This is a genomic window from Nocardioides turkmenicus (assembly GCF_011045035.1).
In the GTDB taxonomy this organism is placed as follows: domain Bacteria; phylum Actinomycetota; class Actinomycetes; order Propionibacteriales; family Nocardioidaceae; genus Nocardioides; species Nocardioides turkmenicus.
The window spans coordinates 87,431-114,322 of record NZ_JAALAA010000013.1; the positions used below are offsets into that span (position 1 = coordinate 87,431).

23 protein-coding genes are annotated in these 26,892 nt (G+C 68.4%); 1 reads left to right on the forward strand and 22 read right to left on the reverse strand.

The genetic code is table 11. The features are described from left to right. Positions 1–2,191: 2,191 nt before the first annotated feature. From G5C66_RS16230 to G5C66_RS16260, 7 genes are all read right to left on the reverse strand, one after another. On the reverse strand, positions 2,192–3,361 hold the full coding sequence (locus G5C66_RS16230; RefSeq protein ID WP_165111997.1) for a lipid-transfer protein: 1,170 nt from the start codon (positions 3,359–3,361) through the stop codon (positions 2,192–2,194). Continuing rightward, positions 3,358–3,735, reverse strand: coding sequence for a MaoC family dehydratase (locus G5C66_RS16235; RefSeq protein WP_165111998.1), 378 nt, complete (start codon positions 3,733–3,735; stop codon positions 3,358–3,360). The genes G5C66_RS16230 and G5C66_RS16235 overlap by 4 nt, the downstream gene beginning before the upstream one ends. Next, positions 3,735–4,139, reverse strand: a complete 405-nt coding sequence (locus tag G5C66_RS16240) for a Zn-ribbon domain-containing OB-fold protein (RefSeq protein ID WP_206444186.1) — start codon at positions 4,137–4,139, stop codon at positions 3,735–3,737. The genes G5C66_RS16235 and G5C66_RS16240 overlap by 1 nt, the downstream gene beginning before the upstream one ends. After that, entirely contained in the window at positions 4,136–4,663 is a 528-nt protein-coding gene (locus G5C66_RS16245) for an FAS1-like dehydratase domain-containing protein (RefSeq protein ID WP_206444187.1), read from the reverse strand. The genes G5C66_RS16240 and G5C66_RS16245 overlap by 4 nt, the downstream gene beginning before the upstream one ends. Next, the gene (locus tag G5C66_RS16250; RefSeq protein ID WP_165111999.1) at positions 4,660–6,852 is read right to left on the reverse strand and encodes an acyl-CoA dehydrogenase family protein; all 2,193 of its coding nucleotides are present in this window, start codon (positions 6,850–6,852) and stop codon (positions 4,660–4,662) included. Before G5C66_RS16250 ends, G5C66_RS16245 begins: the two co-directional genes overlap by 4 nt. A 61-nt stretch (positions 6,853–6,913) precedes the next feature. Then, positions 6,914–9,523: a P-loop NTPase fold protein gene (locus tag G5C66_RS16255; RefSeq protein WP_165112000.1), complete on the reverse strand. Its 2,610-nt coding sequence runs from the start codon at positions 9,521–9,523 to the stop codon at positions 6,914–6,916. Positions 9,524–9,602: 79 nt separating this feature from the next. Then, a complete protein-coding gene (locus tag G5C66_RS16260; protein WP_165112001.1) occupies positions 9,603–11,744 on the reverse strand; it encodes an acyl-CoA dehydrogenase family protein in 2,142 nt (713 codons plus the stop codon). A gap of 161 nt (positions 11,745–11,905) precedes the next feature. Here G5C66_RS16260 and G5C66_RS16265 point away from each other — a divergent pair, with 161 nt between their 5' ends. Then, positions 11,906–12,541, forward strand: a complete 636-nt coding sequence (locus tag G5C66_RS16265) for a TetR family transcriptional regulator (RefSeq protein ID WP_165112002.1) — start codon at positions 11,906–11,908, stop codon at positions 12,539–12,541. Positions 12,542–12,661: 120 nt separating this feature from the next. Here the strand turns inward: G5C66_RS16265 and G5C66_RS16270 are convergent, their stop codons facing one another. The 15 genes from G5C66_RS16270 to G5C66_RS16340 all read right to left on the reverse strand — a co-directional run bounded on the left by G5C66_RS16270 (position 12,662) and on the right by G5C66_RS16340 (position 26,890). Next, positions 12,662–13,540 (reverse strand): hypothetical protein, encoded by an 879-nt coding sequence (locus G5C66_RS16270; protein WP_165112003.1) that lies wholly within the window; start codon positions 13,538–13,540, stop codon positions 12,662–12,664. Further along, complete coding sequence (locus G5C66_RS16275) at positions 13,540–14,631, reverse strand: hypothetical protein (protein WP_165112004.1); 1,092 nt, start codon at positions 14,629–14,631, stop codon at positions 13,540–13,542. Before G5C66_RS16275 ends, G5C66_RS16270 begins: the two co-directional genes overlap by 1 nt. A 171-nt stretch (positions 14,632–14,802) precedes the next feature. Then, positions 14,803–15,561: a glucose 1-dehydrogenase gene (locus G5C66_RS16280; protein ID WP_165112005.1), complete on the reverse strand. Its 759-nt coding sequence runs from the start codon at positions 15,559–15,561 to the stop codon at positions 14,803–14,805. Next, positions 15,561–16,439 carry an SDR family oxidoreductase gene (locus tag G5C66_RS16285; protein ID WP_165112006.1) on the reverse strand — a complete coding sequence of 293 codons (879 nt, stop codon included), beginning with the start codon at positions 16,437–16,439 and terminating at the stop codon, positions 15,561–15,563. Before G5C66_RS16285 ends, G5C66_RS16280 begins: the two co-directional genes overlap by 1 nt. Before the next feature lie 6 nt (positions 16,440–16,445). Beyond that, on the reverse strand, positions 16,446–16,640 hold the full coding sequence (locus tag G5C66_RS16290; RefSeq protein ID WP_165112007.1) for a ferredoxin: 195 nt from the start codon (positions 16,638–16,640) through the stop codon (positions 16,446–16,448). Positions 16,641–16,671: 31 nt separating this feature from the next. Then, the gene (locus G5C66_RS16295) at positions 16,672–17,148 is read right to left on the reverse strand and encodes a pyridoxamine 5'-phosphate oxidase family protein (protein ID WP_165112008.1); all 477 of its coding nucleotides are present in this window, start codon (positions 17,146–17,148) and stop codon (positions 16,672–16,674) included. Positions 17,149–17,261: 113 nt separating this feature from the next. Beyond that, positions 17,262–18,095 (reverse strand): hypothetical protein, encoded by an 834-nt coding sequence (locus G5C66_RS16300; protein WP_165112009.1) that lies wholly within the window; start codon positions 18,093–18,095, stop codon positions 17,262–17,264. An 82-nt stretch (positions 18,096–18,177) separates the two neighbouring features. Further along, positions 18,178–18,750: a hypothetical protein gene (locus tag G5C66_RS16305; protein WP_165112010.1), complete on the reverse strand. Its 573-nt coding sequence runs from the start codon at positions 18,748–18,750 to the stop codon at positions 18,178–18,180. A gap of 6 nt (positions 18,751–18,756) precedes the next feature. After that, complete coding sequence (locus G5C66_RS16310) at positions 18,757–20,034, reverse strand: MCE family protein (RefSeq protein WP_165112011.1); 1,278 nt, start codon at positions 20,032–20,034, stop codon at positions 18,757–18,759. Then, a complete protein-coding gene (locus G5C66_RS16315; RefSeq protein ID WP_165112012.1) occupies positions 20,034–21,386 on the reverse strand; it encodes an MCE family protein in 1,353 nt (450 codons plus the stop codon). Before G5C66_RS16315 ends, G5C66_RS16310 begins: the two co-directional genes overlap by 1 nt. Continuing rightward, positions 21,383–22,729: an MCE family protein gene (locus G5C66_RS16320; protein ID WP_165112013.1), complete on the reverse strand. Its 1,347-nt coding sequence runs from the start codon at positions 22,727–22,729 to the stop codon at positions 21,383–21,385. Before G5C66_RS16320 ends, G5C66_RS16315 begins: the two co-directional genes overlap by 4 nt. After that, positions 22,726–23,715 (reverse strand): MCE family protein, encoded by a 990-nt coding sequence (locus G5C66_RS16325; protein ID WP_165112014.1) that lies wholly within the window; start codon positions 23,713–23,715, stop codon positions 22,726–22,728. The genes G5C66_RS16320 and G5C66_RS16325 overlap by 4 nt, the downstream gene beginning before the upstream one ends. A 79-nt stretch (positions 23,716–23,794) precedes the next feature. Then, positions 23,795–24,892, reverse strand: a complete 1,098-nt coding sequence (locus tag G5C66_RS16330) for an MCE family protein (protein ID WP_165112015.1) — start codon at positions 24,890–24,892, stop codon at positions 23,795–23,797. Next, positions 24,889–26,025 (reverse strand): MCE family protein, encoded by a 1,137-nt coding sequence (locus G5C66_RS16335; protein ID WP_241248583.1) that lies wholly within the window; start codon positions 26,023–26,025, stop codon positions 24,889–24,891. The genes G5C66_RS16330 and G5C66_RS16335 overlap by 4 nt, the downstream gene beginning before the upstream one ends. A gap of 22 nt (positions 26,026–26,047) precedes the next feature. After that, the gene (locus G5C66_RS16340; RefSeq protein ID WP_165112017.1) at positions 26,048–26,890 is read right to left on the reverse strand and encodes an ABC transporter permease; all 843 of its coding nucleotides are present in this window, start codon (positions 26,888–26,890) and stop codon (positions 26,048–26,050) included. Positions 26,891–26,892 lie beyond the last annotated feature (2 nt).

Consider the following 26,892-nt stretch of genomic DNA (forward strand, 5'->3'; position numbering starts at 1 on the left):
ACCCACCTTGGCCACGTCAATAGGGACCAGGGGAATAAATTCTCAGACCGGCCGTTGAACTTCTCCGCAGTATTGCGCCCACGACAGGAGATCGGGTAAGCCGAACTCATGTCTAAGACTCGACGCAGCGTGATTGATATTAAACGGAGAACCGTGAGGTCCCTGGTCATCACACTGCTCACCATATTACCAATGGCGGTCATGCCACTCGGCACCCGTGCCTACGCGCAGGAGGCGGGGAATATCGACCCGGCCGCCGCACACCTCGTTGGCTTCTACGGAATGGACCCAGCGACCGCCGAGGCCAGGATCGAACTCCAACCTATACTTATAGAAGCTTCTAAGAAGCTGCAAGAGGCTTATCCGGAGACGTTCGGGGGCGCATACATTGATCGCGATAGAGACGGAACCCCTCATTTTCTCTTTACATCCCTAGACACGCGCGTCAATGAATCTATTCGGTCAATGCTCCCGCAGGGTACGAGATATGAAGTAGATCCGGTTGCGCACTCGCTCCAGCACCTTGAACAAGTTCAAAACACTATACGCACGGGCCTCGCCCTTGAAGACGGAGTCGCCACCGCAGTTGACATTTGGTCGAACTCTGTGGAGGTCTTCCTCAACCGTTCATCCAACTACCTCGAAACTGCTAGATCTGAAATTGCGTCAGATTACGGAAGCGCTGTCACGACCCGCTTATATGATGGCCCACTTGAAGACCCGCGGAAGGCCCAACTTGCATGCTCGTATCCCTCGCCCACCGTCTTGATGGGCTGCAGCGACCCAATCCGCGGCGGTGTTGGGATCACTAGAGCTGGTGCCGCTTGCAGCGCCGGGTTCAATGTCGCAAGCAATTCTGACAACTTGAGATACCTGATAACGACAGCTCACTGCTTTGCCGCGCCCGGAACTGCTTGGTCCGCAATCTGGTCAGACGGCATCTCTACATACGCCGTCGGCCCGCAACATGGAAACGGCGTGTACACATCCAGCCAGGATGCCGGGATCATCCGCGAGTCATCGTCCATCGCCGCTGGGCCCAACCGCGTATTCGTCGCGTCAAGCTCGAGCCCTTCATACCCGACAACCCGGAATGAGTCATATACCATATCCGCAACCCCTGGGACAAGCGGACCATTGGTCGGCCACTACGTATGCGCGTCAGGCACAACCGGCGGGACAAGTTGCGGATACGTGAAAAGCGTCGGATATCAGAGCCCACTCACTGGAAACACGGGCTTCGCTCGAGTAATACAAGACACCGTTGGCGGAGTGTCGCAAGGGGCGGCCTGCTATGGCGACAGCGGAGGTCCAGTTTATGTCGCGCACGTTGGTTACGGGCTGGTCGCCGAAACCAACACTACGACGGTCGCGTACACTCGAAATGGCACCGACTGTTTCGGAGACTGGCTCTATCGAGGTCTTTCGGGGGCCCTAAATGCCACGAACGTGCACCTGGTGTCGCCATGATTGCTCCACCTTAAGCGTGTAGAAGTCGCCGGGAAACCCTACTGTTTCACAGCGATTTCCCCAACGTGATCAATACCCCAACGACCTGCAAACTTAACCCTGACCACGGCTCCATATGTGCCTGGACTCAGGATGTTCAGGGTCTGGCATTCCACAAAGCGCTTCACCGACATCGCATCGATTTTCGTGTGCCCACTTTCCAGTTCCCACCTTTGATCGGAAAGCGAAGGGTCGATCAGGACGGCCACCACTCGCGCTTCGCCGTCGAGAAGTAGCAGTTGCCATGATGCGGAGCCGCTAAGCTTCTGGCGAGTGTTGTTCGCAACCGTTACGCGTATGGTGGATCCTCGGGCGGCACTGACCGAGTCTGGCCACCCAACGTCGACCGTCAGACCGCCAGGCTCTGGATCAGACCAGACCTCGCCACACGACGGCTCTGAAAGAGCTTCCGCGCCATGCGTCTTGCCATCACGGTCCCCACTCGCAGAGGACTCGTTCTGGGTACCACAACCGCCGCATGCCATCCCGACTGCAAGCGCAACCGTCGGGATGAGAACGGCATGTAGAAGCGATCGCGAAGCGTTTGTCTGGCGCCCCAACGCCCGTGCGCCTACAGGGAATCTGCCCATCTGCCCCACCATTGCGTCTTCACGTGGGCTTACATCGACGGCACCAGTGTACGCGGGACCATCGCTGCGGCGGGGCTGCTCGGCCAACACCATCATCTGTCCACTTTGAGCACCAACCCGCTCGTGGGTACGCCCGTGCCGGCGGTCACGAGCACATGCGCGGCGCCCGCGACCTGGTTCACCGAGGTGCCGCGCACCTGCCGTACGCCCTCGGCGATGCCGTTCATGCCGTGCAGGTAGGCCTCGCCGAGCTGGCCGCCATGGGTGTTGACGGGCAGTCGTCCGCCGAGCTCGATGGCCCCGTCGCGTACGAAGTCCTTGGCCTCTCCCCTGCCGCAGAAGCCGAGCTCCTCGAGCTGCATGAGTACGTAGGGGGTGAAGTGGTCATAGAGCACCGCGGTGTCGATGTCGGCCGGGGTGAGGCCGGACTGGCGCCACAGATCCTTGGCGACCACGCCCATCTCGGGGATGCCGATCTCGTCGCGGTAGTAGGAGGTCATCACGTACTGGTCGGCGGCGCTGCCCTGGGCGGCAGCGGCGATGGTGACCGGCGGGTTGGGCAGGTCTCGGGCCCGCTCGGGGCTGGTGACGACGATCGCGACGGCGCCATCCGACTCCTGGCAGCAGTCGAGCAGGTGCAGCGGGTCGGCGATCGTCCGGGAGGCCTGGTGCTCCTCGAGCGTGATCGGCTTCTGGTAGAAGAAGGCAGCGGGGTTGGTCGCGGCGTGGCGCCGGTCGGCGACCGCGACGGCACCGAAGTCCGCGCTGGTCACGCCGTAGTCGTGCATGTAGCGCCGCGCCTGCATGGCGACCGTCGCCGCCGGGGTCGAGAGACCGAGCGGGTAGGTCCAGGCGTTGTCGATGCCGTTGGTGTTGACCTGCTGGGCGGCCCAGGGCTGCACCTGGCCGAACCGCTGGCCCGAGCGCTCGTTGAAGCCGCGGTAGGCGACCACGACGTCGGCGACGCCTGTCGCGACCGCCATCGCGGCCTGCTGGATCGTCGCGCAGGCCGCGCCGCCGCCGTAGTTGATCCGCGAGAAGAACCTCAGGTCGCCGAGCCCGAGCTCGCGGGCCAGCGCGATCTCGGAGCTGGTGTCCATGGTGAACGTGGTCAGCCCGTCGACGTCTGCCGGGGCGAGGCCAGCGTCCGCGAGCGCGTCCCTGGTCGCCTCGACGCTCAGCTGGAGCTCGGAGCGCCCCGACTCCTTGGAGAACTCCGTCGCGCCGATGCCGACGATCGCAGCCTTCCCGCTCAAGCTCATGCGGCGACCCTGACCGTTCCGGTCACGTGCGCCCCGAGCGAGACCGCGCCGGTGACGCTGATCGTGGCGATCCCGTCGGTGACGTCGGTGACCTCGCCCGAGAACGACAGCGTGTCGTAGGGGTAGGCCGGGGCCCCCAGCCGGATCGAGATGCCCTTGATCTGAACGTCGGTGCCCGCCCAGTCGGTGACGTAGCGCTCGCACAGCGCCGTCGAGGTCAGGATGTTCATGAAGATGTCCTTGGAGCCGGCCGCCTGGGCACGGTCGCGGTCGTGGTGCACGTCTTGGAAGTCCCGCGTCGCCAGCGCGGTCGAGACGACCAGCGTCGGGGTGATCGGGAGCTCCCAGACCGGGATCTCGTCGCCAGCCTTCATCAGGGCCTCCTCCAGATCGGGAGCGTCAGCTCCTCGTCGATGACGTTCCAGTCGACGACCAGCCGCTCGCCGATCCGCAGGCCGTCCTCACCGTCGGGTGGCACGCCGGTCACCTCAGCCACCATGCGTACGCCCTCGGGCAGGTCCAGCAGGGCCACCACCAGCGGGAGCTCCTTGCCGGGCAGCTTCGGCGCGTGGACGACGGTGAACGAGTAGACGGTGCCCTCGCCCCGGGCCACAACATGCCCGCGGTCGTAGGCGTCGCAGCTCAGGCACGCCGGGCCAGGCGGGTGCCGCAGAGTGCCGCAGGCGTTGCAGCTCTGGATGCGGAGCTCCTGCTTGGCGGTGCCTTCGAAGAAGTACGCGTTGTCCCGGCCGATCACCGGCCGCACCGGGCCGCTCATGCCGTCACCTTGGGGATGAACTTGAGGACGCGGAACAGCATGGTCGCGACCCGCTCGTCTCCTACGTACCAGGTGCTCCTGGAGGTGACGAAGTAGCCGGCACCCATCCCGGTGCTCTTCGGGCCGACGACGGAGTCGAGGGCCGTGGTGACGCGGACCTGCTCGCCGACGCGGAGGTAGCGGTCGTAGCTCTGCTCGGAGTTGGTGCCGAGGACGCCGTCGAAGCCGGCGTCGGTGAGCACGTTCATCATCGCGTGCAGTGGGTCTCGGTCGGGGTGTTTGCCGCCCTGGCCGTACATCGTCCAGACCTGCGCCATCGACGGCGGCGCCTCGCCCTGGTGGAACCGTTCGGACTCCAGGCCCATTGCCTCGAGCCAGTTGTTGATCGTCGGCTGGTTGACCAGGTCGCGGGCGTCGCGCTCCGCGGCCTCACCCCACGCCTTGATCTCCTCGGCGGCGGCCATGATCTTCTCATGGACGGCCTCGTCCACCAGGCTGTGCACATCTCGGGGCTTCTCGCTCATCGCGGCACCCTCGGCATCCCGAGGCCGAACATCGCGATCAGCTCGCGCTGGACCTCCTGTACGCCGCCGCCGAAGGTGAGCACGAGGTTCCGCTTCGCCTGGGCGTCGAGATAGTCGAGCAGGCTCTTCGTGACCGGATCCCCGGGGTCGCCATGGCGATGGACGAGTGCGATCAGGTCGGCGAGCAGGTGCTGGACCTGGTCGGCGGCGAAGACCTTCGACGAGGACGCGTCCGCGACCTCGATCTCGCCGGCCTCGCCGGCCTTGGCGACCGCCCAGTTGAGCAGCTCGTTGACCCGGAAGACTGCGGTGGTCTTACCGATCAGTGCGCGTACGTCCGGGCTGTCGGTGATGCCCTGGGCCTGTGCCCAGCGGAGGACGCGGTCGCGCAGGCCCTCGATCCGTCCTGCCGGGCCGAGCATGACGCGCTCGTGGTTGAGCTGGGTGGTGATCAGCTTCCAGCCCTTGTTCTCCTCCCCCACCAGCATGTCGGCCGGGACGCGCACGTCGTTGAAGTAGGTCGCGTTGACGTGGTGGGAGCCGTCGGCGGTGATGATCGGGGTCCAGGAGAAGCCCGGGTCGGTGGTGTCGACGATGAGGATCGAGATGCCCCTGTGCTTGGGGGCGCCCGGGTCGGTGCGCACGGCGAGCCAGATGTAGTCGGCGGCGTGGCCGCCGGTGGTCCACAGCTTCTGCCCGTTGACGACGTAGTGGTCGCCGTCGCGCCTGGCCGTCGTGCGGAGCGAGGCCAGGTCGGTGCCGGCCTCGGGCTCGGAGTAGCCGATCGCGAAGTGCACCTCGCCGGCGAGGATCCGGTTGAGGAGCATCTCTTTCTGCTTGTCGGTGCCGTAGCGGATCAGCGTCGGGCCGACCGTCTGCAGGGTCACCGCCGGGAGGTGCACGTCGGCGTACTGCGCCTCGTTGGCGAAGATCGTCTGCTCGACCTCACCGAGGCCATGACCGCCGTACTCCTTGGGCCAGCCGACGCCCATCCAGCCGTCGTCGCCGAGCTGCTTGATGAGCTTCTGGTAGGTCGGACCGTGCCGGTCCCAGGAACCCTCGGGACCGGGGTCGCCCGGCTCGCCTTCGTGCGAGAGGCCGGCGAAGTAGGCCCTGACCTCGGCCTTCAGGCTGCGCTGCGCGTCGGTCAGCTCGAGGTTCTTGGCCTCGGCGGCCTCGACCGGGACGGTCTCGGCCGGGGTGTCGAGCAGGTGAGCGATGTCAGTGCCCCAGGTGGTGAACGCGAGCAGCGGGTAGGTCACGTCCACCCCCATGCCGCCGTGCAGGTGGTGACAGGTGCGGAACGCGTACGGCGCGACCTGGCTGGCCCAGTAGGCGGCGACCGTCAGGTCGGTCGGGGTCGAGCGGCCGGCGTCGACGGCGGCGACCGCGTTGTCGGCGGCGAGGTCGAGGGTGCGGGAGGTGACGTAGACGTCGGCCATCTGCAGCGCGACCGCCTGGAACTCCGCGAGTGCCCGGCCGAACTGCCGCCGGTCGCTCACGTACGCCGCGGTGAGATCCCGTGCACCGGCGAGCACACCGGCCGCGGTCACGGCCAGCCCGGCGGTCGCAAGACCCGTCAGCGCCTCGAAGGCGCCCTCCCCGAGCGGCTCGGCCGGGACGTCCTCGAGCACGACGGTGTGCTGCGGGACCTCGCCCGAGGCGCTGGCCGGGGCCAGCGTGACACCAGGACCGTTCGGATCGACCAGCACCACGACCGGTTCCCTGGTGTCGGCCGTGGTCGCGGTGACCAGCAGGCGCGTGCTCGCGGCGGCGTACGTCACGCCGGTCTTGCGTCCGCTCACGGTGCCGTCCCGGTAGGTCGCCGAGGGCGTCTCCGCTCGTCCCGGCTCCAGCCAGGCCGGGGTCAGCAGCGTCTCGCCGCTGGCCACGCCGGGCAGGATCGCGTCCCGCTGCTCCGGTGTCCCATGGCGCGCCAGCGTCAGCGCCCCCACGGCAAGGGTCTCCCACACCGGCACGCGCACCGCGTGGCACCCGGCCTCGCGGAGCAGCACCGCGATCTCGGCGAGGCCGAACCCCTCGCCGCCCTGGGCTTCCGGCACGGGCAGCGCGGTCAGGCCGGCGCTCGCCCAGGCCGACCAGTCGCCGCGGTCGGACTCCCGGCCGAGGACCTCGGCCGCCACGCTGCGTACGGCTTCCAGCGTCTCTGCTCCTGTGGCCTCTCCCATGGCCAGAACTGTAACGCGTTCTAGTTTCACTGTCACCGCCCGTCCCAGGACGAGCGACGGATCACGGGGTGTCGAGCTGTGCTCCCGAGCCCACGCCGGCCAGACCGATCGCCTCGGTGTGGAAGCTGAACCGGGAGACCTCCCCCACCCACGGCCGGAAGTCGCGGACCAGGGTCGGCGGATCCTCGATCGAGGTCTTCTGCTTGACCACCATCGAGATCCGCAACCAGGCGGCGCAGGTCTCGCACGGACCGACCGCCTCCTGCCGGCCACGGCCGTGACGGCCCTGGGGATCGCGCAGGTGTCGCGTCTGCAGGGCGTCGACCAGCTCGGTCAGGTCGCTGTCCTGGTGGTCGGTCTTCAGCATCTCCCCGAGCAGCTCCGAGCCCTGGCGGGGAGCGCCGACCAGGATCGCCAGCAGCATGGCCGCGGCCCGCCGGTCGCCGTGCACGTCGTCGCCGAGCATCTCGGTCTCACCCTCCATCCGCAGGCTCGTGGTGAGCCGGAGCAGCTGGTAGAGGTTCAAGAACCGCTTCACCGCCCGCGGTGTCTGCTGACCTGCGGCGAGCGGCCGCAGGTAGTCCCACTCGCGCGGGGTCACGGTCAACGGGTGCGCGGGCGGCTCCTCGGTGCTCGCCGGACCGCCTCCGCCCGGGCGACCTCCCGATGTCGCCGCGGGCTCGGCTCGTGGCGGCATCGGGTCGACCAGCTCCTTCTGGTTGACCAGGCTGGTGAAGTAGTCCTCGGCGTTGGTCGCGTTCATCGGCCGCAGGGCGTACGGGATCTGGAAGACCTTGTCCAAGAACTCCAGCGGGTCGCCGATCTCGGTGCGCAGCCGGCCCGCGACCTCGGCCTTCTCCAGGTCGATCGCCGCGACCGGCTCCAGGTCCCACATGGCGCGCCGAAGCCAGCGCGGGTCGATGCTGACCACGATCACGAAGAGGCTCGTGGCCTGGAGCAGGTTGAGCGTGTGCAGCACCTCCACGACGCGCTCCGGACGGCAGCGGTCGAGGTCGTCGACGTGCAGGACGATCCGCTTGAGCCGCAGCGGGTCGCGTGTGCTGCCGTCGTTGCGGACCGCCTCGGCGAGCTCCTCGAACTGGCGCTGCAGCACGCCGACGATGCCCAGCTGCGCATCCCGCTCGGCCGCACGCTCCGGGTCACGCAGGATCGTCTCCAGGTCCGCGACGACCTTCGTCGTCGCCGATCCCTCCGTCTTGGCCAGCTCGTCGTCGAGCCGCTCCAGCTCGGCGTCGACACCGGCCGCGACGAAGCCGACCAGCCAGGTCGAGCCCGACGCGATCTTGCGGCGGATCGCACGTTGCTTGGGAAGGCCCTCCAGGGCGGCCGCGGCGAGTCCGATCACAGCCAGCAGCGCGGGCTGGCTCCGGATCAGCCCCTCGAGCCAGGCCCGGGTCCCTTCCAGGGCCTGCAGGCCCCAGGCGTCCCAGGCCACCATCCCGATGACGGCGGCGACAAGGGCGGCCGCGTTGAACATCAGCGCGAACCGCATCACTCGGTGGTTGCGCCCGAAGAGCAGGTTCGGAAGCGTACGCAGCGCCAGCATCGTCGCGCGTGGGCGCTGGATGACGGAGTTGGTGCGCAGCTCGTCCTGGGTCTTCTCCAGCCGCTGCCGCGCGGCGGTCAGTGCGGTCCGGTCGGCGAGCTGCTCCTTGTAGGAGCCCTCGCCGTTCGTGCCCGGACGGCTGCGCTTGAGGTCCTGGTCCTCCAGGTAGCGCTTGAGCGACTCGAAGATCGCCCGCGACATGCCGACCATCACGTGGGTGTCGCTGTAGTGCCACGGGTTGAACTCGACGACGTCGACGCTGGTGTGGAAGTTGTCGTCGTCCTTGTCGGGGAGCTCGACCTCGACCTTGTGCTTGAGCAACCGCATGAAGGTCGACTTGCCGCCGCCCCAGGGAGCCATCAGCGCGATCGAGAGCGGCGGCTGGGTCGACCGGGCTGCGATCATCCGGCCGAGAGCGTCGACGTCGCGGTCGATGCCGAGCAGGTCGGCCGAGGCGGCCCCGTCCTCCAGCGGCACCGCGTGACGCCGGCCCGGCGGCCGCATGACGGGGCGCTCGACCGGCTTGCTGCCGTCGTCCCCGATGTCGTTGTGGCGATGGTCGATCGCGTCCCGGGCCCAGTCGCGCAGACGCAGGGCACGGTCGGTGTAGCGGTCGTAGCGGCCACGCAGCCGGCGGGAGACCTCGTAGTTCTTCTCGTAGTGCTTCAGCGCGGCGTTGAGCTGGTGGGTGTCGGCGAGGACGTTGGCCAGGTCCTGCCGGGCCCAGATCTCCTCGATGGTGTCCTCGCGAGCCGCCGCCAGGTGCTGCTCGTAGAGCTCGATCTCGCGGGCTTCGTTCAGGTAGTTCCGGTAGGCCTCGCCGAGCTCGGCTCGGGCCGCCCGCGCCTGCCAGCTGAACCCGCCCTCCTCGCGCTCGGTCTCCCGGAGGTGGTCCTCGAACACCTTCACGTAGCCCAGCGAACCGCCACCGTCGCGAGAACGCAGGATCGCCAGCGCGAGCTGCCGCCTCGCCACGCGGGCGTCCTCGTGGAACGGCCCGACCTGCCTGATGGTCTGCTCCAGGATGTAGCGCAGCGAGGCGATGCCTCCGTCAGCGCTCTGTCCCGGATCGTCCCCTCCGCTCGCCGCGGCGTTCTCGCTCACGCGCTCTCCTGATCGACAGGTGGGTACGCCGCCAGATGCTAGCGGGTCGGCGACCCCGCTGCCGCGGAAATTCGAGCACCTAGCGCGGCAGCCCCAGGATCTGCTCCGCGGCCACGTTGCGGAGCACCTGGGTGGTGCCTCCGGCGATCGAGAGGCAGCGGGTCAGCTGCGACTGGTGCAGGTCCTCGCGGACCTGCGGGTCGTCGGTGACCGCGAGCGGACCGAGCAGGTCGACGACGAGCTCGGAGGCATCCTGGCGGTTGCGCACCGTCAGCAGCTTGGCGACCGACGACTCCGCGCCCGGCCCGCGGCCGGCGAGCGCCTTGAGCGTGGAGCGGACGCCGAGCAGAGCACAGACCGTGGAGAGGGCGACCGCATGGCCGACCCTTGCGAGCTCCGCGTCACCCCGGCCGCCGGCGAGCGCAACCGCCCGCTCGACGCTGCCACCGAGGTTGGTCGAGGCCATCGCGACCCGCTCGTTGGCCAGCGTCGTACGGGCCAGGCGCCAGCCGCCGTCGACCTCGCCGACCACGAGCTCGTCGGGCACGAACACGCCGTCGAGGAAGACCTCGTTGAAGAGGGCGTCACCGGTCAGCTCGCGCAGCGGACGCACGTCGATCCCTTCGCTGCGCATGTCCACGAGGAAGTAGGTGATGCCCTTGTGCTTGGGGACGTCGGGGTTCGTACGCGCCAGGCAGATCGCCCAGTCGGCCTCGGCCGCCAGCGAGGTCCACACCTTCTGCCCGGTCAGCCGCCAGCCGCCTTCGACCCGCTCGGCACGAGTGGACAGCGAGGCCAGATCGGAGCCGGCGCCGGGCTCGCTGAAGAGCTGGCACCAGACGATCGCGCCGCGCAGCGAGGCGTGGACGAACCGCTCGCGCTGGGCGTCGGTGCCGTGCCTGAGGATGGTCGGCACGGCCCACCCGGCGATCTTGATGTCGGGCCGGGCCACCCCCGCCGCCGCGAGCTCCTCGTCGATGACGAGCTGCTCGACCGGCCCGGCACCGAGACCGTACGGAGCCGGCCAGTGCGGCGCCAGATAGCCGGCCTCGACGAGCGCGTCCCGGCGCTCGGCCTCCGGACGGGCGGCGATCGCGGCGACCGTCTCGCGCACCCGGGGACGTACGTCCTGGTCCTGGCCGTCGAGGTCGACCCGGACCGAGCGGCGGGTGCCGGCGACCGCATGCCGGGCGAGGGCGACCGCGTGGGCGTCGCCGGCACCGAGGAGACTGCGCAGAGCGACCGCGCGGCGCAGGTAGAGGTGGGCGTCGTGCTCGAAGGTGAAGCCGATGCCGCCGAGGACCTGGATGCAGTCCTGCGCCGCCCGGACCGCGCCGTCGAGCGCGGTGACGCCCGCGACCTCCGCCGCGAAGGCCCACTGGTCGGCGTCGCCACCCTCGGACAGCGCGGTCTCGGCCGAGGCGGCCGCGTCCCAGGCCGTCGCGGCGACCGCCTCGGCCGTCTCCAGCATCTGCGCGCAGAGGTGCTTGATCGCCTGGAACGACCCGATCGGAGCGCCGAACTGCTCGCGCACCTTGGCGTACTCGACCGCCGTGGTCAGGCACCACTGCGCGATCCCGGAGGCCTCCGCGGCGGCGAGCGTGAGTGCCGTACGCCGCACCGCGGCGCCGCTCAGGCCGGGGACCTCGACGGCCTCGCCGGCGTCGATGTCGACCTGCACCTCGGCGACCCGCCGGGTCAGATCGGGGCCTACCTGGGGACGTACGTCGACCTGCTCCGCCCCGAGGACGAACCAGCGCTCCGCGCCGTCACGGTCCCGGGCGCCGACCAGCAGGTGGGCCGTTCCTCCGCCGTCGTAGACGACCGGAACGGTGCCCGCGAGACGCTCCCCGACCTCGAGGACCGGGTCGAGCGCCATCCCGCATCCCCCAGCGGTGACGGCCGCGACGACGTCGTCGAGCTGCGCCGCGCCTGCGTGAAAGGCGGCCACCGCGCTGCCGAGGAGCGGACCCGGAAGCAGCTCGTGGGCGCAGGCCTCGAGCGCGACCGCGGCGTCCAGCAGCGTGCCGCCGCCACCGTTCGGCTCGGGCGCCGCGATGCCGGCGACACCGTACTCCTCGACACCTCGCCACACCTCGTCGAAGTCCGCGGAGGCGGTGCCCTCGGCGGCCCGCGCCAGCGCGATCCCACCCAGGCCCTTCGCCCAGTCGCGCAGGCTCTCGCTGAGGGCTTGGTGTTCGTCGGTGATGCCGATCGGCACAGGGACCTCCTACTATTTCCGCGGCCTTCTGGAATAGAGACTGATGTAGAACGTGTTGCAAGTCTAGACTCACGAAGGAACGTGTTTCACTCCCAGGTGCCGATGCGGTTAGCCTGGAAACCACAGATCGAGATCCGGTCATAGTCCTAGGGGGACAACCAGTGACGTCCGTCAGCGCGGAGCCGCGCAACACCGATGGCCCCACCCCGGCCACCGCACCCACCGGTGGGTCCGCGGCCCAGCGAGAGCGCCGGCGGCGCATCCTCGATGCCACGATCACGCTCGCTGCCGAGGGCGGCTTCGACGCCGTCCAAATGCGGGCCGTCGCCGAGCAGGCCGAGGTCGCGCTCGGCACCCTCTACCGCTACTTCCCCTCGAAGATCCACCTGCTGGTCTCCGCCCTGGCGCGCGAGTTCACCAAGGACGTCGAGCGCTCCGCCGTCCGCGCGACCCCGGGCGACACCGCTCACGAGCGGATCATGTACGTCCTCAACCGCCGCACCCGCGCCCTGCAGAAGCAGCCGAAGCTCACCGAGGCCCTGGTCCGCGCCTTCATGTTCGCCGACCAGTCGGTGACCGGCGAGATCCACGAGGTCGGCACCAGCCTGACCACCGTCATCGCACGCGCCATGCACGGCGCCCCCGACCACGGAGAGGTCACCGAGGAGGAGGCCGCCATCATCCGGATCATCTCCGACGTATGGCTCTCCGCCCTCATCTCCTGGGTCACCGGCCGCATGGACGAGCAGGACGTCGAGAAGTCGATCGACGTCGCCGTACGCCTCCTGCTGCGCTGACCCTGGATCTCACCGGCACTCCGGTCGGCCGAGGCGTCACCTACGTCGGCCGAGTCGGCAGCCCGCTGACGTGTCGAACGACGTACCTGACGCCTCGGCCTGCCTTGGCGACCACTCGACCTAGTTGCAATCGGCCGGCTTCTTGGACGCGGACGCCTCCTCAGGCGTCATCGCGCGGCTGTTGCAGGCCTCCGCCCAGATGAGCTCGTAGGGGAGGTCTTCGCCGTAACCTGTGATCGCGAACGGGCGGTCGCCGGGGGCGTTGATCGTCATCGTCTCGCGCTTGCCGTTGTCGACATAGTCTGCCTCGAGCACCCACTGGCAGGTCTGCCTCGCGCTGGTCGCCTGAATGGCGATGATCACGGTCTCACCCTTCTCGAGCGTCACCGTGCCGTTGTCGAAGTACGCCGTGCCGTCCTCGACCGAGATCAGCTCGGGCGAGCCGGCGTCGATGGCCGTCCTCAGCTCGATCTTGTCGCCCTCGCCCTGCGGGATGTCGTCGACGAGGGTGCCTCGTTCGATCCGCTCAGTGCATGGGCCCGTCCGCTCGGGGCGCAGGTCGGTGATCACAACCGGGTCGCGGTGGCGGCCGACGAGCGTGACCTCCCATGTCACGCGGCCGGCGGCGTACCACTCGTGCTGCGCTTCCCAATCAGGATCGTTGACCTTCTTCCTGGCGTCGGTCATGTCATCGAACTCCACCGCCTCCGGGATCAGCACCGGGCCACTCATCGGCTGCCGGCGTACGTCCACGACCTTGATGCCGCTGCCCGGCTCGTCCCAACCGTCGGGCAGCAGTCCGGTGACGAGATTCGCCAGACCACTGGTGAACACCGCGAGCACCGCCGCTGCGATGGCCGCTGAGACGAACAGCACGTGCTTCTTCGTGAACCTCATGATCGACCGCGTGGCGCCCTCGCGCTGCTGATCGGACTCCGGCCTGCCCTCCGTCGCATGTGCCATCGCATCCGGGGACTTCTCGGGTGCCTCCTCCTCCATCAGTCCACACTCCCTTCGAGAACGACGTCATCGGGCTCCGCCTCAACCGCGGGGCCGTCTGAGGGCCGGCGAGCCAACGCGACCGCAACGCCGGCGAGCCATCCGAAGCAGGTCGCGAAACGAACCGCATCGGTAACGTTGCCCAGCGCGATGTGGTAAGCGAACATGCCGTCATAGGGAGGCGGCAGAACAACGCCCTCTAGCAGTCCCACGACGATGGCGACCACCGCCACGAGCCCCCAGACCTGCAGCACGACACCGACGACGTTCGGCTTGCCTCCGCCCCGCCAGCGCGCGACCAACAGCAGCACGCAGACCCAGAGGAGCATGAGGAAGGCGGCCGAGGTCAGTGCGCGCGGAAGCCAGACCGAGGTGTCGAACGTGCCGCTGAGTGAGGTCGGGTCAGCCGGCGCACCGAGTCTGGCGTGGAGGAACCAGACCAGCCGCACCCATCTGTCCCGCGGCTCACTGAACGCGTCGACATCGGCATCCGGACCGTAGTCCCAGACCAGTCCGCCGACGAGCACCACCAGCAGCAGGGGCATCACCGCGCAGGTCGCGACCCAGCGGGCTCCCGTCCTTCCGACAGCGGAGGCCGGCCTACGCCGCCCCTCGGCGGAGTCCGCACCTTCCCGAAGGGTCGACGCAAGATGGATGAGGAGCGCCACGGTGTACGCCACGAAGCCGCCTACGGCCCCGATGATGATGCCGAGCCAGACGCCGTCGTCCGACCACACCGGGACGAAGCTGGCGAACGAATCGGCGTACTCCAACATCCTCGCCGCGTGCAGGACGATGCCGAACAGGTTGGTGAGTCCGCCCGCGATCAGTGCACCCGCGAGAACTCGCCCGGCGACACCACCCGGAGCCTCGGGACCGTTGCGAAGGATCGTGTAGACGACCGCGACGAGCACCAGCGCGAAGACCACGGTCGGCCACGCCGACACCGGCGGATCGGTGTGTTCGTACCTGACCATCGTCCCCCAGAGGAACGACACACTGGTCAACAGTTCGGAGACCAGCGCCCCAAACCATCCCAGGCCGCGCTCATACCAGATCGAGTACGCTCTGCCGGTCTCGATCGGGACCACCAGCGCGAACAGGTACGCCCATGCGAAGACTGCGAACACCGCCATGGTGACGATCGCGCTGCGTCCTCGAGACAATGTTCTGATGGCCTTCGGCTCGTCCCCGCTGACAGAAACCTTCCCGCGGAAGTATGCCGCAGAACGACCCTCAGCGTCGCCGACTCGACCGACTCGTCAGCCGCCGTACGCGTGGGTGGCGGTGGCGCCGCCGTCGATGGCGATCTCGGCGCCGGTGACGAAGCCAGACTCGTCGGAGGCGAGGTAGACGTAGAGCGGGGCGATGTCCTCGGGGTGGCCGACGCGCTTGAGTGCCACCTTGGAGCCGCCGAACTCCATCGCGGCGTCGTCGGCGCCGACGCCGCGGGTCATGGGGGTGTCGATCATGCCGGGATGGACGGAGTTGACCCGGATGCCGCTGGGGCCGAGCTCGAGGGCGGCGGCCTTGGTCATCCCACGGATCGCGAACTTGGTGGAGGTGTAGCCGGCCACGAACGCCATCCCGGCCAGGCCCTCGATCGAGGAGGCGTTGATGATCGAGCCACCGCCGTGCTCCTTCATCGTCGCGATCACCGAGCGCATGCCGAGGAAGCAGCCGAGGGTGTTGACCCGCCACAGCAGCTCGAACTCCTCGACCGGCTGGGTCAGGATCTCGCCGAAGCGCAGGATGCCGGCGTTGTTGGCGAGCACGTTGACCGGACCGTACGCAGCGCCAGTCTCGGCCACCAGCGACGTCCAGGACTCCTCCGAGCTCACGTCGTGGTGCACGAAGAGCGCCGACTCCCCCAGCTCCTCGGCGAGCAGCTTGCCGGGCTCGTCGGCCACGTCGGCGATGACCACCTTGGCGCCCTCGGCGACGAAGGCGCGCGCGATCGCGGCTCCCTGGCCCTGCGCGCCGCCGGTGACGATCGCGATCTTGCCTTCGAGACGTGCCATCACTGCTCCTTCAGCTTGAGCTGCATGATCGAGTCGGCCGAGAACCCGGCCGCGGGGTCGCGGTCGGCGAACCAGCCGCCGACCTCCTTGTCGAGCGAGTCGAGGTCCCAGGCGGCGTTGTCGAACCGCTCCGCGACGGTCGGCGGCGCCAGCACGGCGATCATCCCGCCGTAGACCACGAAGACCTGCCCGGTGATCGCAGCGGCAGCGGGCGAGGCGAGATAGGTGACCAGCGGCGCCACGTGCTCGGGCCCGTAGGAGTCGCCCGAGAGCACACCCTCGGTCATCGCCGTCGCCGCCCGCGGGCAGATCGCGTTGGCGCGTACGCCGGAGCGACCCATCGAGCGGGCCGTCGACATCGTCAGCGCGGTGATCCCGGCCTTCGCGGCGCCGTAGTTGGCCTGCCCCGGGGGTCCGGACAGGAACGCCTCCGAGGAGGTGTTCACCACCGCGGCGTCGACCGGTGCGCCGGTCGACTTGGCGACCGAGCGCCAGTGGGCCGAGGCGTTGCGGGTGAGCAGGAAGTGGCCGCGCAGGTGGACGCGTACGACGAGGTCGAACTCCTCGTCGGACATGTTGAAGAGCATCTTGTCGCGGGTGATGCCCGCGTTGTTGACCACGATGTCCAGGCCGCCGAACCCGTCGACGGCGGCGGCCATCATCGCGTCGGCGGTGGCGCGCTCGCTCACGTCGCCGGCGGCGATCACCGCCTCGCCACCGAACCCGCGGATCTCCTCGGCGGCCTCCTCGGCGGCGCCGGGCAGGTCGTTGAGCACCACCCGCGCGCCCGCACGCGCGAGGGCGACCGCCTCGGCGCGCCCGAGCCCCGCCCCGGAACCGGTGACGATCGCGATCTTGCCTGTCAGGTCAACACTCACGTGGTGCTACTCCTCGATCCTCAGGGCCGCCTTGGGGCAGCCGGCCACGGCCTGCTCGACGCGGTCACGGTTCTCGTCGGTCACTGTCGGGTCCGCGATCTGCAGGTAGTCGTCGTCGTCGATCTCGAACACGTCGGGCGCGAACGACTCGCACATCCCGTTGGACTCGCACAGGTCGAAGTCCGCGATCACCTTTGCCATGTCCGTCTCCTTGTCCTCGTCATCATCGACGTCAGCCTTGACCGGGCAGCGCGCCCAGCTTGCGGTGGTCCCAGCTTGCGATCTTGTCGGGCTCGATGACGATGCCGACGCGCTTGTGGGCCTGCTTCGACACCAGGTCCTCGCCGAGCTCGCCCAGGTCGGCGCCGTCGGCCATCCGGGCCATCACCCGCGACCCGATGCTCTTGATCTCGTCGTAGTCCTCGACGAGCCGCGCCTTGCCGGTGATGCTCACCCCGCGCAGCTCGAAGTAGTCCACGCCGTCCTCGACCAGGCAAGTGACCCGCGGGTCGCGGCGCAGGTTGCGGACCTTCTGCGAGGACCCGTAGGTCCAGAAGACGATCTTTCCCTCGTCGAGCACGTAGAACAGCGTGGTCAGGTGCGGAGCGCCGTCGGCTCCGACGGTCGCGACCTGCACCTTCATCTGCGAGCCGAGGAACTCCTCGATCTCGGCTTCGGTCAGCTGAACGGACTGGCGCGAGCCGGCCATGTGCCCTCCTAGAGCGGTGAAACTAGAACACGTTCTACCATAACAGAATGGAGTGCTCCCCTGGAGGGGGCCTCTTGGTGAGACTAGGCCCATCGTCTCGGGCTCCGCTTCGACTACGAAGCAGCCTTCATCTCGGAGATCAGCCAGCCGCCGTCCTCCTTGACCAGCGTGAGCACCTCCCATGTCGGGCTGACCACGGTGTTCTTGGTCTTCGGCGCGCTCGCGCTCTGGTTGACGAAGAGCAGCACCTTCGCGGACTCCTCGGTGGCGGAGATGATCGAGGCGGCGCAGTCCTCGTCGACACAGGCCTTGCCCTCCTCGGCCGCCTTCGCGCCCTCCTCGGAGAGCGGCGCGACCTGGGCGTCGACCTTGATCCCGAGATCGGCCTGCTCCTTGCGCTTGTCCTCGCCGGGCAGCGTCTTGTCATACTCCTTCTGCATCGCCGGCGTCATCAGCTTCTTCGCCGCTGCGATGTCCTTCTCCGCGCTGGCGGCCTGGTACGACATCACCGTCTGGGTCAGCCCGACCGAGTGCTCCATGATCGCCGCCCGCGACCCGGCCGCGGTCAGCTCGCCACCGGGCGCCACGTCGTCCTTCGACGCCATGTCGACAGCCAGCCAGAGCAGACCACCGGCCACCAGGACGAGTACGCCGAGAACGGCTGTCAGCACCCGGCTCCCGTCACCCAGCCACCGCTCCGTGAACCCGGCCCGCGCCTCGCCCGAAGCCTCACCCTCATCCTCAGGTTGAGGCTCCGATTCGGTCTCCACGTCCTCCGGAGCAGCCACCTCGTCGCGTACGTCCTGCGGTTCTGCCTCCTCGGCCGGAGGCAGCAGGTCGGACCCGCAATAACGGCACTTGATCGCGGCCGCCTTGATCGTCTCCGCGCAGAAGGGGCACTCCTTCTGGCCGGTGGAGACCGATCCGTTCGCCCGTACGCCTGTCATCGGGCCACCTCCGTAGCGCAAGCGCCAGGGTACGGACGCGCCCCGATGAGGATCCCATTGTTCACTCGCTGACGCTCGCTCATCAGTTGACTCCTGCCAGGTCGGACATGCGCCACCCGTCCTTCGTCTTGGCCAGCGACACCTTGAAGCGGTACTTCGAGCACCGCGCGCCGTCGTAGGGGCAGGTGTCGCTCTTCTTCAGCTCTGCGGTCTGGCTGCTGGTGACGACCGAGTCGACGGCGACGAGCACGACCGCCTTCTTCGACCCGATCGCGCGGATCCCGACCTGCTTGACCTTGCCCTTGGAGATGGTCTGGGCGGGGATGGCGGCCTGCCGGATCTGCTCGGCGATGGCGGTGTACTCCTTGCCGAAGGTGCCGGTCGAGATCTCCTTGACCGCCTGGATCCGCGGGTCCATGTCGCGGTAGTCGACGTCGAGGAAGGCGATCACCCCCTCCTCGGCGACCGCCTTCACCTCGTCGTAGTCGGCGGCCGCGGCCTCCGCGGGCGTCGTCCAGGGCAGCACCCGGGCACCGCCGATGAAGACGGCGGCCGCCAGCACGACCAGGATCACCACCAGCGCCGCCAGCACGGTGTTGACCCGGCCCAGTCTGGCGAGGGAGAGCTTGACCTCGAGGGGATTGTCAGAGCTCATTCGGACTCACTCCTCTCCCAGGATCATCGAGCGCCAGGAGTCGTCGGACAGGGCGGAGACGAGGCCTCCGTCTTCGGTCGGGCTGGACATCGTGACCGTCTTTCCGTCGGGGAGCTGGGTGCGGCCGGTCTTCGGGTCGTAGGTCGTGACGTACTTCCCGACACCTTCGGGCTTGGGCACCATGTTGACGCCGCGCTGCATAATCGGGTTGTCGCCCTGGTAGCCGGGCTGGGCACGCTCGTCGGTGCACTTGGCCGGGTAGAGCGGCTGGTCCTCCATCACGGTCCCGGGGATCCACTGGTCGGCAGGCTTGTAGCCCTCCTGGCACGGTGGTGTCGTGTAGGTGTAGCCCATCGACAGGTGACCGTAGCCGTCACCGGGCGAGCCGGTCCACCCTGTCGCCACGACGCGCGGAAACGTCACCAGGGTCTGCTCGATCGCCGGCAGCCGGGCGGTGAGCACCTCGTTGACGGTGCTGAGGTTGGCCAGGAAGACCGGGAGCAGCGGCTGCAGGCCGTCGAGCAGCGACTGCACCTGGACCGCGGTCGCCTCGCCGCCCTGCAGGATCTCGCGCAGCTCCGGGTCGCGCTTGTCGAGGGTCGCGGTGACCTCCTCGAGCCCGTCCGCGAACTCGCGGATGTCGCCGCTGTGCTCCTTCTGGGTCTGGAGCACGGTCTGGCTGGTGTTGAGGAGGCGGATGGTCTCCTTCTGGTGTGCCGAGGCCTCGTCGACGAGCGTGGAGCCCGAGTCGAGCAGTGTACGCAGGTTCTCGGCGTTGCCGCGGAACAGCGTGCCGAGCTCGGCGACCACGGTGCTCAGGTCCTCACCGTTGATCGAGGTGGTGAAGCTGTTGAGCTCAGTGAGCAGCTCGTCGGTGGTGCCGGGCATCGACTCAGGCCCGGCGGTCACGACGTCGCCCTCGGCGAGGTAGGGGCCGGAGGCCGACTCGGGGATGAAGTTGACGTACTGCTCCCCCACCGCCGAGAGGTTGTGGACCTCGATCTTGGCGTCCTTGGGCACCTGGGTGCCGGGGTCGAGCTCCAGCCCGGCGCGTACGCCCTCGTCGGTGACGGTCATCGAGGCCACCCGGCCGATGCTGATGCCGCGGTAGTTCACCTCGCTGCCCACGTAGAGGCCGCCGGAGGCCGGCAGGTCGACCGAGACGTCGACGTGGCGGCCCAGGACCCGGTCGACGACGCCGAGGTAGGCGGCCGAGACGTAGAAGATGCCGACTGCGGCGAGCACCAGGAAGACGACCAGCTTGTTGCGTACGCTCCGTGTCATCAGTTACCGCCTCTCAGCAGTCCGAGGAGGCCGGCCAGGCCTCCGGCGGTCGGCTCGGCCGTGGGCGACTCGGTGTCGGTGGGCGCGGAGAGGCCCTCGGCGATCTCCGGGACCAGGTTGTTGAGTCCCGGTGTCTTGGTCGAGGTCGAGCTCTTGGGCAGCAGGTCGGACATGTCGGGCAGCTTCGGCGTCTTCTCGCCGGGCTTCGCCGCGGTGTCTTCCTTGCCGACCACGGAGCAGACGATCTGCATGTTCGTCAGGTCGCACAGCGCCTTGGCCAGCGGCTGGATCGCCTCGCACCCCTTGGAGTAGGACAGGCAGATCTGGAAGACCTGCGGCAGCAGGCCCGGCGACTCGCCGTTGGTGAGGCTGCCGACCAGCTTGCCGAGGTCGAGGTCCATGTGGAACAGAGCGTTGGAGTAGTCGCCCATCGCCAGTCCGGAGGCGTTCTCGGGGAACGGGAAGCTGGCCGCCATCATCAGGCCGCGGGGCAGCGAGTCACCGGCGTCGGCGAGCTCGCGCAGCGTCGGCGCCAGCTCCTCCAGCGCCGTGGTCAGGTTGGCGCCGCTCTGGTTGATCACCCGGGTCGCGACCACCCCGAGCCGGTCGAGCGCCTTCATCATCTTCATCAGGTCGGCGTGCTGCTGGCGGAGCACCTCGAGCGCCGGCCCGAAGGAGTCGATAGCCGCCTCGATCGACTTCGCCTCCTTGTTGAGGGTGCGGGTCAGCCGGTCGACCTGCTCCATCGCCCTGATGATCGAGCCCTTCTGCTGGTTGAGCGAGGCGACCGTGGTCTCCAGGTTGCCCAGCAGCGCCCGCATGTCGCCGGTGCGTCCGTCCATCATCGTGTTGAGCTCGTCGCTGATCGTCTTCAGCTGCCCGACGCCGCCGCCCGCGAGCAGGAAGGAGAGCGCGCCGAGCACCTCCTCGACCTCGGGGTTGCGGTTGGTGCGGTCGAGGCCGATGGTCGCGCCGTCGCCGAGCTTGCCTGCGCTGGCGATGGTGGACCCCTCGGGCGCCACCAGGGCGATGTACTTCTCCCCGAGCAGGCTGGTCTGGCGTACGTTGGCCAGCGCGTCGGCCGGGAGCTCGATGTTCTTGCGGATGGTCATGGTGACCTTCGCGTGCCAGCCCTCCCGCTCGACCTTGTCGACCTGGCCGACCGGCACGTCGTTGGCCATCACCTTGGTGCGCGGCACCACGTCGACGACGTCGTTGAACTCCGCGGTGACGACGTAGCCGTCGCCCTCGCCGACCTCCTTGCCGGGAAGCGGCAGGTCATAGGCCTGTACGCCGCACCCGCTGGCCACGGCGACGATGCCGAGCATCGCCAGGAAGGCTCTCAGCTTCACTTCCTGCCTCCTGACATCAGGTCCTGCAGCGACCCGCTCAGCGCGCCGATCCCGCCCTCGGTGACCACCTCGGGCTCCACCTCCGGCTGCTTGGCCGGGGTGCCGGTGTCGAGCGGCAGGCCGGTCTCGGTGTCACGGTCGGTGGGCGCGCTGCCCTCGGTGAGCGCCTGGCCGGCCGGCGCGGTCGAGCCGTTCGGCAGCAGCGCCTTGAACAGTGCGCAGATCTCCTTGGCCCCGGGGATCTGGTCGTTCTCGACGATCATGCAGAGGATGTTCGACAGGTCCGAGCCGATCGGGCCGACCTGGAGCCGGAAGCCGACCGAGCCCGAGGCCGGGTCGAAGGACTCGGCCAGGTTGCCGAGGCCGAGCGGCGCCAGGTCGACGACGGTGCCGAGGGTCTCCTTCTCCTTGGCCAGGATGTTGAGCGTCTTGTTGAGCTCCTTGACGTCGCCGACGAGGGCGTCGGAGTTGTTCTCGACGAACGACTTGGTCACCTTGACCGCCTGCGCGATCGCGGCGAGCGCCTGGTCGAGCTCGTCGCTCTCCCCGGCCAGCTGGGTGGAGACGGTCGAGAGGTCGGTCAGGAACTTCTCGGTGGTCTCGTCGTTGCGGGCCAGCGTCCGGGTGACCTCGGAGAGCTGCGAGAGCGTGCTGAAGAGCTGCTCGGAGTTGCCGCCCAGCACCTGGGCCGCCTCGGACATGTCGGCGATCGCCTGGTTGCCGAGCTTGCCGTTGCCCTCCAGGGCGTCCGCCCCCTCGCTCAGGACGTCGCTCAGCGCGCCGTTCTTGTTGGCACCGTTGGGACCGAGCGCCGTGGTCAGCTCGGAGAGGCTGGCGTAGATCCGGTCGAGCTCGACCGGCACCGCGGTGCGCTCGATCGGGATCTCCCCGCCGTCGGCCAGGGTCGGACCGCCGGTGTAGGCGGGCGTCAGCTGGATGAACCGGTCGGCGACGAGGGTCGGGGTGACGATCGCCGCCTTGACGTCCTTGGGCAGCTTGTAGTCGCTCTCGTACTCGATCACCGCGTCCACGTGATCGCCCTTCGCCTCCAGGGAGGCGACCTTGCCGACCTTCACGCCCATGATCACGACGTCGGAGCCCTCGTAGATGCTCACCGCCTGCGGGAAGCTGGCGGTCACCAGCTTGGTGTCGGGCGCGGCGACCTCGGAGACCAGCAGCAGCCCGCACATCACCACCAGCGCGACCGGAAGCGCAGCCCACTTGGACCTCAGGCTGGGCCCTGACGGCCGCTCGCTGCCCGCGGCCGGGACATACGCCGCGCCGCGACGTCGCGCGGCGACACGCCGCGGCGAATCCGTCAGTCGTTCGATGATGCTGGTCATTGCACGATCCCTGGTCGTCGTCCCGGCACGAACTCGCCGCTCACGATGCCGGTCAGGTTGGCGAGGTAGGCGTCGAACCAGGGGCCGGTGCCGATGATGTTGATCAGGATCGACGCGTACGGCCCGTAGTTCTGGATGGTCTTGGTCAGGTCTTCGTCGCGGGCGTTGAGGAACTTCAGCGCCTGGTTGAGCGCGTCCAGCGCGGGACCGATCTGCTTCTGGTTCTCCTTCACCAGGGCCTGCAGCTGCTCGGCCAGCGCGGTGGCGTTGACCAGCAGCTGGTGGATGGCCTGGCGACGCTGGATGAGCTCGGCGAAGACCTGGTCGCCGTTCTCCATCACGCTGATGATGTCCTGCTTGCGCTCGTTGACGAGCTGCACGACCTTCTCGGCGTCCTGCAGCAGCGACTCCAGCTCGTCGCCGCGGGCGGCGATCGTCTGGGAGAGCGCGGCGATGCCCTGGAACGCGCCCTGCACCTCGGGGCCGGCCTTGTCGAGCGTGCCCGACATCGTGGTCAGTGCCTTGGCGAGCTGCTGGGTGTCGATCGCCTCGGTGGTCTCGGTCAGGTCGCCGAAGGTGCCGACGATGTCGCTGCCGGCGCTGGTGCGGGCCAGCGGGATCGTCGAACCGGCGTCCAGCGTCGAGCCGCCCTGGGGGGTGATCTCGAGGTACTTCTCCCCCAGCAGGTTGAGCACGCCGATCTTCGCCTCGCTGCGGTGGCCGATCTCGGTGCCCTCGACGGAGAAGGAGACGACCACCTTGGCACCCTGGATCTCGATGTCGCTGACCCGGCCGACCCGGATGCCGGCGATCTCCACCCGGTTGCCGACGTGCAGGCCGCTGGTGTCGGAGAACTCGGCCTGGTAGGTCGTGCCGGCGAACCACGGCAGCTTGCGCAGGTTGAACGCCGCGGTGAGCGCCAGCGCGATCGCCACGATCGTGATCACGCCGGTGCGCTTGAGCTGAGTATCGGAGTGATGTGCCATCAGACCGGCACCTCCGTCGAGGAGAAGCAAGGATACGGACGCACCGGTCTGAGATCGATGGTCGTTCGCTGGCGCTCACTCATAGCTTGCACCTCTCCGCCCGGCTGTAGAACGCGACGTCGTCGAGCTGCTTCTGGATCGCCTTGACGGCGGGCGAGTTGTCGAGCACCTCACCGAGGGAGGGCAGCTTGATCGAGAAGTCGAGGTCGCAGAGGTAGTAGTTGTACCAGGACCCATAGCTGCCGATCCGCGCCTGCGACTCCAGGGTCTCGGGGAGCCGCTCGAGGGTCCGGTCGAGCAGCTTCTGGTTGCCCGGCTTGTTGAGGATGTCCATCACGCGCTTGAGCTGTTTGATGTCCTCCTTCAGGAACGGGCGTACGTCGGTGAGCAGCCCGGCCAGCTCGTCGGTGAGGTCGCCGATGGAGGAGATCGAGTCGCCGATCGCCTCCTTGTCGCGCGCCAGGTCCTTCATCCAGCCGCTGAGCTGCTGGATGAGCTCGGCCAGCTCGGTGTGGTGCTCGTTGACGGTGTTGAGCGTCTTGGACAGGTTGGTGATCACGTCACCGATCAGCTGGTCGCGCTCGGCCAGGGCGCTGGTCAGCTCGGCAGTCTCCGAGAGCAGGCTCGCGACCGTGCCGCCCTCGCCCTGGAGCACGCGGATCAGGTTGAGCGAGAGCTTGTTGACGTCCTTGGGCTGCAGCGCCTGGAAGAGCGGCTGGAAGCCGTTGAAGAGCTCGGTCAGGTCGAGCGCGGGCGTGGTGTTGGCCATCGCGATCGTCTGACCCTCCCGCAACGGCGCCGCCTCGGCCTCGGGCTGCTGCCCGGCGTCCTGGGTGAGCGCGAGATAGCGGTCGCCGACCAGGTTGAGGTAGCGCACCTGGGCGCCGCTCGCGGTCGTGAGCGGGACCGTCTTGTCGACCCGGAAGGTGACCATCGCGTGGTCGCCGCCCTCGATCTCCACGGAGAGCACCTCGCCCACGGTGATGCCGGCGACGCGTACGTCGTCCCCTTCGCTCAGACCCGAGGCGGTGGTGAACTCGGCGCGGTAGGGCACCCGGTCGCCGAACCCGACGTTGCCCATGATCGAGGCGAGCGTGCCGGTGACGAGGATCGAGATCACGGTGAAGATCGCCAGCTTAGTGCCGGCCACCGCGGTCTTGAGGTCGCGCTTGTTCACTGCAGACCTCCGTTCCCTGGTGCCCACGGGACGTCCTCGGTGCCGTTCTCCAGCTCCATCGGGCCGGCCGGCACCTTCGGGGTCGGCAACCCGTCGCACCACGGCCCGTGGCCGATCTCGCCCCACTCGGGGCGGTCGTCACGGCCGTACGCCGGCTTCTGGGTGCCGTCCATGACCATCGTCTGGCGCACCCGGTTCTGCTGGAAGACGGTCGCCAGCAGCTCGGTGTAGTCGTCGAGGCCCCGCAGCAGGCAGGTGTACTCCGGGGAGTAGTCGGCGAGCAGCTTGAGCAGCGGGACGGCCAGCTCGGTCTCGTACCTGATCGCCTTCTCGTTCTCGGCGAGCAGGTTCTTCGAGGTGTCGGCGACGCCGGTGACGGAGGTGAGCAGGCCGCCGAGACGACGGCGCTGCTCCGAGACGGTCGTGGCGGTGGTCGTGGTGTTCTCGAGGACCTTGACCAGGTCGGGCGCGGCCATGGAGTAGGTCTCGGCGACGTCGGCCATGTCCTCGAGATCGCGTTCGAGTGTGGGGAGGTGGACGTTCATCTCTTCGAGGTAGTCGTTGAGCTGGACCAGGGTCTCGCCGAGCTTCTCGCCGTTGCCGGAGAGCGCCGTGGCGAGGGCGTGCAGGGTGCTGTTGAGGTCCTGGGGCCGGATGGACTTCAGCAGCGGGAACAGCCGGGCCAGGATCACGTCGAGCTCGACGCTGGTGCGCACCCGGTCGGCGGGGATCACGGTGCCGTCACTGAGCGCGCCGGTGCGCTCCCCCTCGGGGTCGACGAACTCGACGTACTTCTGCCCGAACAGCGTCGTCGGCTTGATCGCGACGCTGACGTTGGCGGGGATCCGCTCGGCCTGCTCCGGCTCGAGGCCGAGCTCGATGACGGCTTTCTTGCCGTCCTGACGGATCTCGCGGACCTGGCCCACGATGACGCCGTGCATGCGGACGTCGCCGTAGCGCGGCAGCTGCAGGCCGGCCCGGTCGGCCTCCACGCTGACCGTGGTGAACTGGACGAACGCCTTCTGGTAGATCGCCACGCACAGCGTGATGAGCAGGGCGAGGGTCACCGTGAAGGCGATCCCGGAGACGAAGAGCTTGGTGTGCTCGGCGCGGGTGTCGCGCTGGATTCCCATCAACATGTCGTCCGCACCGCCCTCAACCCGTGATCCGGACGGTGGTCGTTGAGCCCCAGATCGCGAAGCTCAGGAAGAAGTCGGCGACGACGACGGTCACGATGGACGTACGGATCGCCTTGCCGACCGCGATGCCGACCCCGGCCGGGCCGCCGGAGGCGGTGTAGCCGTAGTAGCAGTGGATCAGGATGATCGCGACCGCCAGGATGATCAGCTTGAGGAAGCTGTAGAGGATGTCGATCGGAGGCAGGAACGCCAGGAAGTAGTGGTCGTACGTCCCGCCCGACTGCCCGTACATCAGCGTCGTGATCAGCCGGGGGCTGAGGTAGGAGGCGCACAGCGCGACGATGTAGAGGGGGATGACGGCCAGGAAGCCGGCGATCATCCGGGTGGTGACCAGGTAGGGCAGGCTCGGCACACCCATCGCCTCGAGCGCATCGATCTCCTCCGAGATCCGCATCGCGCCCAGCCGCGCGGTGTAGCCGCAGCCGACGGTCGCGGCCAGCGCGATCGAGGAGATCAGCGGCGCGACCTCGCGGGTGTTGAAGAAGGCCGAGATGAACGCGGAGAACTTCGCGACACCGATCTGGCTCAGGCTCGCGTAGCCCTGGATGCCGACCTCGGAACCCGCGAAGAAGGCCATGAAGGCGATGACTCCGACGGTGCCGGCGATCATGGTCAGGCCACCGGCGCCGAAGGCGACCTCGGCCAGGATGTTGAGCACCTCCCGCTTGTAGCGGCGGACGGCGCGCGGCGCCCAGGCCAGCGCCTTGGCGTAGAAGATCAGCTGGTCGCCATAGCCCTCGACGGCCTGGCGCTGCTCCTTGACGATCTGGTTGCCCACCTGGGCGAGCGTGCTGGACACCG